The organism is Jhaorihella thermophila, from assembly GCF_900108275.1.
GTDB lineage: Bacteria > Pseudomonadota > Alphaproteobacteria > Rhodobacterales > Rhodobacteraceae > Jhaorihella > Jhaorihella thermophila.
This window is the reverse complement of sequence record NZ_FNVD01000012.1, coordinates 82,357-90,023: the sequence shown is the minus strand read 5'-3', so window position 1 is coordinate 90,023 and position 7,667 is coordinate 82,357. Positions and strand designations below refer to the sequence as shown.

Genomic DNA, 7,667 nt, shown 5'->3' with positions numbered 1-7,667 from the left:
GCAAACCTGGTAAAAAAATGCGGCTCGATCGAAGCCGACATGCTTATGAGGAACAGAGTGCGCGGATCTCCATCTTGGCGGCGGCCAACTGGCCGACATGCCGGATACGTTTTTGCAGACCGCAATCAGCGCCAACAGAAACTTCTTGCAGACGGGACGGGCCATACGTTTTTTTGAGCAACCGGTTCTCAAGCGTCAGTTCCGCAACGACCTCCTTCAGCGCCAACGCCTCGGACCACAGTTCCTTGACTTCAGGGGCCGTCGCCTGCCGGGCGGTGTCGCCCGCGAGCCGGTTCTTCCCGGCTTCGAGGAATTCCTTCGACCAGGAGTAATACAGGCTCTCGGCAATACCCTCGCGGCGCCACAGTGCAGCGATGCTTTCCTCACCGCGCAGGCCAGCCAGGACAATCCTGATCTTCTCTTCCGCTGAATACTGTTTACGGGTCTTCCGCTTGATGCCTCTGACCAGCTTGTCAGCGGCATCCTTGCTTGTTCCGGATTTCTTGTTCATCTTCGCTCCTTGATGGCTTCGATGAACCAGAAATCCTCCGTTGCTCAAACCCCTAAATCTGTCCGATAGGTGCTGACTTCAGACAACGGGAGCTTGCCCAACTGACCGACCGGGAGTTCGGTACAGGATTTCGTGCCCACGCGTTCCGCCACATTGCGGCAACGTCGATTGCCGAGATCGACCCCGAACACGTCGGTATCATCCGCGATGTGCTGGGTCACGCGTCGCTCGACATGTCCTACAAACACTACAACCTAGCCACGTCGCGTTCGGCGAACTGGCGCTATCAGTCGGTCATTGGCAACTGCTGGAAAGAGGCGAGGCGCACGCGTAAGCGGGGCTGATCGCAAAGTTCATGACCTTTGCCTTCTGCAAGGCATTGTTTTCATTTAGATCTGCATTGCACCCGGGTGCAATCGAAAGTTGCAGACAAGCGCTTGATTATGCGCATAATTGGGTGGGCCTGGAAATGCCAAGGAGTGCAAGGCCCACCGATGCGCGCCGTCATCTACGCCCGCTATTCGACCGACATGCAGCGCGAGGCCTCGATCGAGGATCAGGTCCGTTCGTGCATGAAGCTGATCGAGGCGAAGGGCTGGGTCGCGGGCGAAATCTACACCGATATGGGGCTGAGCGGTGCCACGCATCTGCGCCCGGGCTTCCAGAAGCTGCTCGAGGACGCCCGCAGCCGAAAATTCGATTTTGTGGTTGCGGAAAGCATCGACAGGATCAGCCGCGACCAGGAGCACATCGCGGGTTTCCACAAGCAAATGACCTTCAACGGGATCGCCCCCCACACGGTCTCGGAAGGCGAAATTACCGAGCTGCATATTGGCCTGAAGGGGACGATGGGCGCGCTGTTCCTGAAAGACCTCGCGATCAAAACCCATCGTGGCCTTGAAGGGCGAGTCCGTCAGGGCAAGTCCGCCGGCGGGCTCTGCTACGGATATCGGCTGAAGCGAGAACCCTTGCCCGACGGAACATTCACGACCGGCGAGCGGGAAGTTGACGAGGTAGAGGCCGAAATCGTCCGGCGCATCTTTACGGAGTACCTGCAGGGCGACAGCCCGAGGACCATCGCGAGCCGCCTGAACCGTGATGGTATCAAGGGGCCGCGCAGCAGCGCCTGGTCGGCATCAACCATCTATGGCAACTGGAAACGCGGCACCGGCATCCTGAACAACGAACTCTATCTCGGCCGGCTGGTCTGGAACCGGCAATCCTTCATAAAGGATCCTGATACCGGCAAGCGGCAGGCCCGCCCCAACCCGCCGGAGGAATGGGTCATCGAGGAAGTGCCCCACCTTCGCATCGTCGACGATGAGCTCTGGAACGCCGTCAAGGCGCGGCAGCAGGAGGCGCGGAAAGCCATGGGGGTGGATGGCTCTGCGCGGCCCGAGAGGGCGCGGCGCCCACGCTACCTGTTCTCGGGGCTGCTGGTCTGCGGCGCTTGCGGTGGCGGCTACACGCTCGTCGGCAAGAGCCGCTATGGCTGCGCGGCGGCTCGGAACAAGGGCACCTGCGACAACCGGCGAAGCATTGAAAGACAGACCCTGGAAGAAAGGGTTCTGGACGGGCTCCGGCACCATTTGCTCGATGCCGAACTGATTGCGGAGTTCGTGGAAACCTATCGTAGGGAATACAATGCGCTGAGACGCGTGGCGGAGGCCGAAAAGGTCAAGGCCCGGCGAGACCTTGCCAAGGTCGAGAAGCAGATCGAGCAGATCGTCGAGGCGGTCTGCGAAGGCCTCTACCACCCGTCGATGAAGGAGAAACTGACCCGGCTCGAGGCCCGGAAGGCAGAGCTTACGGAACTGCTTTCGCAGAAGGAGGAAGAGCCCCTGCGACTGCACCCCGGCCTTGCCGATGTCTATCGAAAGAAGATCGACGCGCTTGTAGAGGCGCTGAATGCCGAGGGGGAGAAGGGCGAAGCCGCGCGCATCCTGCGAGGCCTTCTGTCGGAGATTCGCCTCGTGCCCGAAGGCGACGGGCTGGCCATCGAACTCGTTGGCGAGCTCGCGGCAATCATGGCCTTGGAAGATCAGGGAAAAACGAAGGCCCGGAGGGGTCCCCGGGGCCGTTCGATAACAATGGTTGCGGGGGCAGGATTTGAACCTGCGACCTTCAGGTTATGAGACCGCTGGTCGATATGACGAAAGCGGCACTACTCGCGTATTTTCAAACACTTGTGCGCCTGTCGCACAAAACGCTAAACCGAGCGCCAACGTAGCGCCAACAACGCCGGTGCCGCCGAGCGTTCCCCACATGTGTTCGGTCTGTTCCGGCCGCGCAGGCGCCCGGCATTCGGGTCAAGTCTGAGAACTGCTGGAAATTTCGGTAGCGGAGCGGGCCTGCTGAGAGGCGTGTGGGGTTATGTTGGCGGCCTTGTATTCGGCGGCGAGTTCCTCTCTGACGGCGGCGATCTGGCGTCGTTCGAACTCGGTGAAGCGGACCCTTCGCCAGCGCTCCGCGGCGCGGGTCATGGCGCCGAACATCAGCTTGAGCACTGGGCGCTCTCCGAAGGCGTTGGGGATGATCTTCAGGCGTCGACGTTCCTCGACGAAGAGGCGTTCCAGGAGGTTGGTGGCCCTGATCGCCCGGCGGTGGGTGACGGGCATTCTGAGATGGGCGATGCAGGCCTCGAAATCGTCCATGAAGCAGGCGACGGCCGTGGGCAGGTCCTTCTCGTAGTCCTCGACGATGCCCCTGGCCAAGTCCTGGGCGATGGCCCGGCTTGAGGAGGGTGCGCGATGAGCCATTACGCGACCACCTGGGCGATCCGTCAGCGCGGCCTGAAACCGGCGACCAAGCTCGTGCTGTGGTATCTCGCCGACCGGCACAACCCGGACTACGGCTGCTTTCCCTCGCAGGAGTGGACCTGTCGCGCTTTTGTGCCGCCTCGAGTGCTCGTTTACGCCAACTTTCCTTCGAATGCGACGGGGCTTTTCCAGCCCAGTGCTGAGTGGCGGCGGCGCGGACTGTAGAAGCCATTGATGTATTCGAAGATCGCCGCCTCAGCTTGCCGATCGAGGATGCGTGCAAGCTCGGCGCGCAGGATTTCCATCAGAAGGGCACGGGCATCGGCGGGGGAAAGGTCTTTCTTCGTCATTGCGTCCAGGACTCCGGGTTCCGTTTTTTCGCAGACGGCGAGCAGCGCAGCAGCGCGTTTCACGGCGTCGAGCGGGACGTGGGTTCGAAGCGAAAGACAGAGAAAAAGATTTTTTCGGCAGCGTGGCAGGCGCTTGCGAAAATAGAAGATGCGGCCGCGTCGCATGAGGTAGGGGCCGGCGTGGCGGTGGCCCGACCGACGGCGCGAGTCGCGCCGTTTCCGGGCGTAGCTTGCGATGGCGTGTGTCTCAGTCTGTGTCTCAGATTCGCGAGGCTGTGACATAGCAGAGGGATCGGGTTTGTCTAACCCATTGATTTTGCGTCGTTCGAAGGGCTTCATGGCTGGGGTGGTAGGATTCGAACCTACGGTACACGGTACCAAAAACCGCTGCCTTACCACTTGGCTACACCCCAGCAACGAGCGGGTAATTACGCGCCTCGATCGGACTCTGCAAGAGGGTCATCCAGATTTTTTTGACCCAGGGCCCCGACACTGTGCGCCCGTTGCTGACCGCCATGACGGCGCTCGGTGCGCATCAGCCGGTTTGCCGTACAGGCCGCGCGCCGCTGCGCCGCAGGATCAGTTCCAATCGGCGAAAGCTGTCGTCGATGCCTCCGGTTTCCGGCCGCGCGAAAAACGCGTCCAGTTCGGGCCACACCGCGACGGCCTGATCCAGAACCGGGTCGGCGCCTTCGGCATAGAGGCCGGACCGGATCATGATTTCCGACCGCTCATAGGCGCCAAGGAGACGCCGCGCCTGGGCGATCAGTTCGTTCTCTTCCGGCGATGCCGCCTCAGGCAGCGACCGGGACACGGACCGGCGGACGTTGATCGCGGGAAACCGGCCGCGTTCTGCAATGTCGCGGTCCAGAACGATGTGGCCATCCAGAACGCCCCGCAGAATGTCGGCGATCGGTTCATCCATGTCCGACCCCGCAACCAGGACGCTGAAGATGGCGGTGATGTCGCCCTGACCTTCCGTTCCCGGACCGGCCCGTTCGCACAGGCCGGCGATCAGCGGCGTCACCGAGGGCGGAAAACCGCGAAGGGCCGGCGGTTCGCCAGCGGCCACGGCGACCTCGCGATGCGCTTCGGCCAGCCGCGTGACGGAATCGGCGAGGAACAGAACGTTCCGGCCCGAATCGCGGAAATGTTCAGCCACGGCCATTGCCGCGAGCCCGCAGCGGCGCCGGGTCAAAGCGGACTGATCCGATGTGGCGGTGACGATGACGGACCGTTTCATCCCTTCGGGCCCCAAGGTCTTGTGTACGAATTCGTTGACCTCGCGGCCCCGCTCTCCGATCAGCGCGATCACGACCACGTCCGCATCCATGTGGGAGGCAAGACGGGCCAGCAGATGGGATTTGCCGACGCCGGAGCCGGCAAAGAGTCCGACCCTTTGTCCCCGAACGATTGGCAGGATCGTGTTAAGCACCGAAAGCCCGGTGGACACCCGCGACCCCATTGCCCGCCGTTCTGCGGCTGGTGGTGGTGGGGCCGCGATGTCGCGGGGTTGCGCGCCGCGCACCAGGGGCCTTCCGTCCAGGGGGTTGCCATGGGGATCGACGATGCGCCCGATCCAGCTGTCATCGGGGCGGAAATCCGGTTGCCCGCAGAGAAGCACGAGATCCCCCACGCCGACGCCCGCAGGCGCGCGCTCGGGGAGCATGGTCACTTGGTCGCGGGCGATCTGCAGTACCTCGCCGAACAGCGAAGCCCCGCCGCGTCGCCGCAACTCGAGCCGGTCACCGGTGGTCGCGCGGCTCGAGAGACCCAGGATCCGGATCACGCCACCGGACACCGACTGAACCCGACCGGCGTGGCGCGCGACGGGAATCGATACAATCTCGCGGAGAAGGTTGGAAAGGGCGTGTTGCATGGTCGAACGCTCCTGCAGGGAACTCAAAACCTTTTCTAAACGAATCGGGGTTAAGCCATGATTGAAGCCAATCGAGGGAGAAGCCCGATGTTTGAAAACCTGGATGTATTCAGACTGGCCTCGGCCATGGCGCGCCACGCTGCGGCAAGGCAGGCGGTCATCGCCCAGAACATGGCCAACTCAGACACGCCCGGTTTCAAGGCGCGCGACATCGCCTCCTTTTCTGCGATCATTGATGACGGCGGCGCGATGGACATGCGCGCGACCCGCCCGACGCACCTGAATGCGCGCGAGGGGTCGGATGCGCATTTCCGCACTTTCGTGACCGATGAAGGCGCGGATCCCAACGGCAACACGGTGTCGATCGAGCAGGAGATGCTGAAGGCGATCGAGGCCAAGCGGTCACACGGCCGGGCCCTGGCCATCTACAAATCATCGCTGAACATCCTGCGTACCGCGATAGGGCGCGGATAAGGGGCAGCGATGAGCGAGTTTTCCAAATCCATGGCGGTTGCCGCGAGCGCCCTGCGCGCCCAATCCGCGCGCCTGCGTCATGTAGCCGAAAACATCTCCAATGTTGACACGCCCGGTTACCGCCGCAAGACGGTTCCGTTTCGGACCGTCCATGATCGCTCGCAGGGCATCGACCTGCTGCAGGTCGGCGGTGTTCAGCTCGATCAGCGCGATCTGAACAAGGTCTACGATCCGTCCCATCCGTTGGCCAATGCCGACGGCTACTACGACGGCTCGAATGTGGATCTGATGATCGAGATCGCCGACGCGCGCGAGGCTCAGCGCAGCTATGAGGCAAATCTGAAAATGTTCGAACAGGTGCGCGAGATGTCCTCGTCCCTGCTCGACCTTCTTCGCAAGTAAGGGAGATCCAGAATGGACGCTCGAAGCGTAAGCGCAGTTCAGAACTATGCCGCGGCGCGATCCGCGACGCGGCCGGAACCGGCGTCGGGAGCCGCAGGCGCAGCGATCCGCTCTGCGGCCGCGGATTTCGCGGAAACCCTGCGCCAGGGAGAACAGATGGCAAAGGCCTCGATGGTCGGCGATGCAGATCCGCACATGCTGGTGCAGGCGCTGGCCCAGACCCAACTGGCGGTGGAAACCGCGATTGCCGTGCGCAACAAGGTGGTCGAGGCCTACCAGGAAATCCTGAGAATGCCGATCTGAGATGCTGGGTGAAGGCGTTTTTCTGGACACGCTCCGCCAGGGACTTTGGGCGGCGGTTCTGATGGCTTTTCCGATTCTGAGCGTTGCCCTGGTGACGGGGATCGTGGTCGGGCTCTTTCAGGCTCTGACCTCGATCCAGGAAATGACCCTGACATTCGCGCCCAAGCTGGCCGCCATCGTGGCCGTGTTCTGGGTGTCGATGTCATTCATGACCAACACGCTGATTTCGTTCTTTCAGGGCGAGATCATTCCACTGATCGCGGGAGGCTGGCAATGAGCACCACCGGCTATGTGACCCTGTCTCGGCAATCCGCCCTGTTGCGTGAAATGCAGGTCGTTGCCAACAACATCGCCAACGTTTCGACGACCGGATACCGGCAGGAAGGACTCGTCTTTTCCGAGTTCGTTCGCGCCGCGCAAAGTGCCGATCCGCTGTCGATGGCACAGGCACGCGTCCGCAACACCTCGATGTTGCAGGGTGCGCTGACGCACACCGGGGGCACCTTCGATGTCGCGATCGAAGGCGAGGGTTTTTTCATGGTGGAAACCCCCAATGGGCCAAGGCTGACCCGGGCGGGCGCCTTTGCGCCTGACGCCAATGGTGATCTGGTGTCGCCTGACGGCTACAAGGTGCTGGACGAAGGAGGTGCGCCAATCTTCGTGCCGCCCGATGCGTCGAATGTCAGGATCGGCGCCGACGGAACCATCAGCGCCGGCGATCGCGCGCTCGGGCGGATTGGCGTGTTCCTGCCCGATGCAGACAGTCAGCTGGTCCGGGAAGACGGCGTCATGTTTCGGGTCGAGGGCGATATTGTCCCGGCTGACGAGGTCAACATTTCCCAAGGCGCGGTGGAGGAGTCGAACGTGGATGCGATAGGTCAGATCGGCCGGATGATCGAGATCCAGCGCGCATATGAATTGGGGCAGAGTTTTCTGGACGCCGAAGACCGGCGCATCCGCGATGCGGTCAAGGCTCTTCTTCGCTGACC

9 protein-coding genes, 1 tRNA gene and 3 pseudogenes are annotated in these 7,667 nt (G+C 62.2%); 7 read left to right on the top strand and 6 right to left on the bottom strand.

The window, feature by feature from the left end:
* Window positions 1-163: 163 nt before the first annotated feature.
* A pseudogene (locus C4S70_RS13885) lies at window positions 164-511 on the bottom strand (transposase); the annotation flags it as partial.
* A 44-nt stretch (window positions 512-555) separates the two neighbouring features.
* Window positions 556-732 carry a hypothetical protein gene (locus C4S70_RS18685; RefSeq protein ID WP_160114880.1) on the bottom strand — a complete coding sequence of 59 codons (177 nt, stop codon included), beginning with the start codon at window positions 730-732 and terminating at the stop codon, window positions 556-558.
* 273 nt (window positions 733-1,005) lie between these two features.
* On the opposite strand from C4S70_RS18685, the gene C4S70_RS13880 reads away from it, so the two are divergent.
* On the top strand, window positions 1,006-2,646 hold the full coding sequence (locus C4S70_RS13880) for a recombinase family protein (protein ID WP_104008709.1): 1,641 nt from the start codon (window positions 1,006-1,008) through the stop codon (window positions 2,644-2,646).
* A 174-nt stretch (window positions 2,647-2,820) separates the two neighbouring features.
* Here the strand turns inward: C4S70_RS13880 and C4S70_RS13875 are convergent.
* Window positions 2,821-3,276 (bottom strand): annotated as a pseudogene (locus C4S70_RS13875) (transposase); the annotation flags it as partial.
* On the opposite strand from C4S70_RS13875, the pseudogene C4S70_RS19170 reads away from it, so the two are divergent.
* Window positions 3,262-3,381 (top strand): annotated as a pseudogene (locus C4S70_RS19170) (helix-turn-helix domain-containing protein); the annotation flags it as partial. The pseudogenes C4S70_RS13875 and C4S70_RS19170 sit on opposite strands and share 15 nt — an antisense overlap.
* A gap of 41 nt (window positions 3,382-3,422) precedes the next feature.
* Here C4S70_RS19170 and C4S70_RS13865 read toward each other — a convergent pair.
* From C4S70_RS13865 to C4S70_RS13855, 3 genes are all read right to left on the bottom strand, one after another.
* Window positions 3,423-3,785, bottom strand: coding sequence for a hypothetical protein (locus C4S70_RS13865; protein ID WP_104008707.1), 363 nt, complete (start codon window positions 3,783-3,785; stop codon window positions 3,423-3,425).
* Window positions 3,786-3,958: 173 nt separating this feature from the next.
* Window positions 3,959-4,033 (bottom strand) — tRNA-Gln (locus C4S70_RS13860).
* 122 nt (window positions 4,034-4,155) lie between these two features.
* Window positions 4,156-5,499, bottom strand: coding sequence for a FliI/YscN family ATPase (locus C4S70_RS13855; protein ID WP_104008706.1), 1,344 nt, complete (start codon window positions 5,497-5,499; stop codon window positions 4,156-4,158).
* A gap of 57 nt (window positions 5,500-5,556) precedes the next feature.
* Here C4S70_RS13855 and C4S70_RS13850 point away from each other — a divergent pair, with 57 nt between their 5' ends.
* The 5 genes from C4S70_RS13850 to C4S70_RS13830 are packed head-to-tail and all read left to right on the top strand — an operon-like array spanning window position 5,557 to window position 7,665.
* Window positions 5,557-5,973, top strand: coding sequence for a FlgB family protein (locus tag C4S70_RS13850; protein WP_235003833.1), 417 nt, complete (start codon window positions 5,557-5,559; stop codon window positions 5,971-5,973).
* Between the two features lie 9 nt (window positions 5,974-5,982).
* Complete coding sequence (gene flgC / locus C4S70_RS13845; RefSeq protein ID WP_104008704.1) at window positions 5,983-6,375, top strand: flagellar basal body rod protein FlgC; 393 nt, start codon at window positions 5,983-5,985, stop codon at window positions 6,373-6,375.
* Between the two features lie 12 nt (window positions 6,376-6,387).
* Window positions 6,388-6,678: a flagellar hook-basal body complex protein FliE gene (fliE, locus tag C4S70_RS13840; RefSeq protein WP_104008703.1), complete on the top strand. Its 291-nt coding sequence runs from the start codon at window positions 6,388-6,390 to the stop codon at window positions 6,676-6,678.
* A gap of 1 nt (window position 6,679) precedes the next feature.
* Window positions 6,680-6,955 (top strand): flagellar biosynthetic protein FliQ, encoded by a 276-nt coding sequence (locus C4S70_RS13835; RefSeq protein WP_104008702.1) that lies wholly within the window; start codon window positions 6,680-6,682, stop codon window positions 6,953-6,955.
* Window positions 6,952-7,665: a flagellar hook-basal body complex protein gene (locus C4S70_RS13830; protein WP_104008701.1), complete on the top strand. Its 714-nt coding sequence runs from the start codon at window positions 6,952-6,954 to the stop codon at window positions 7,663-7,665. The genes C4S70_RS13835 and C4S70_RS13830 overlap by 4 nt, the downstream gene beginning before the upstream one ends.
* The last annotated feature ends 2 nt before the right edge of the window (window positions 7,666-7,667 follow it).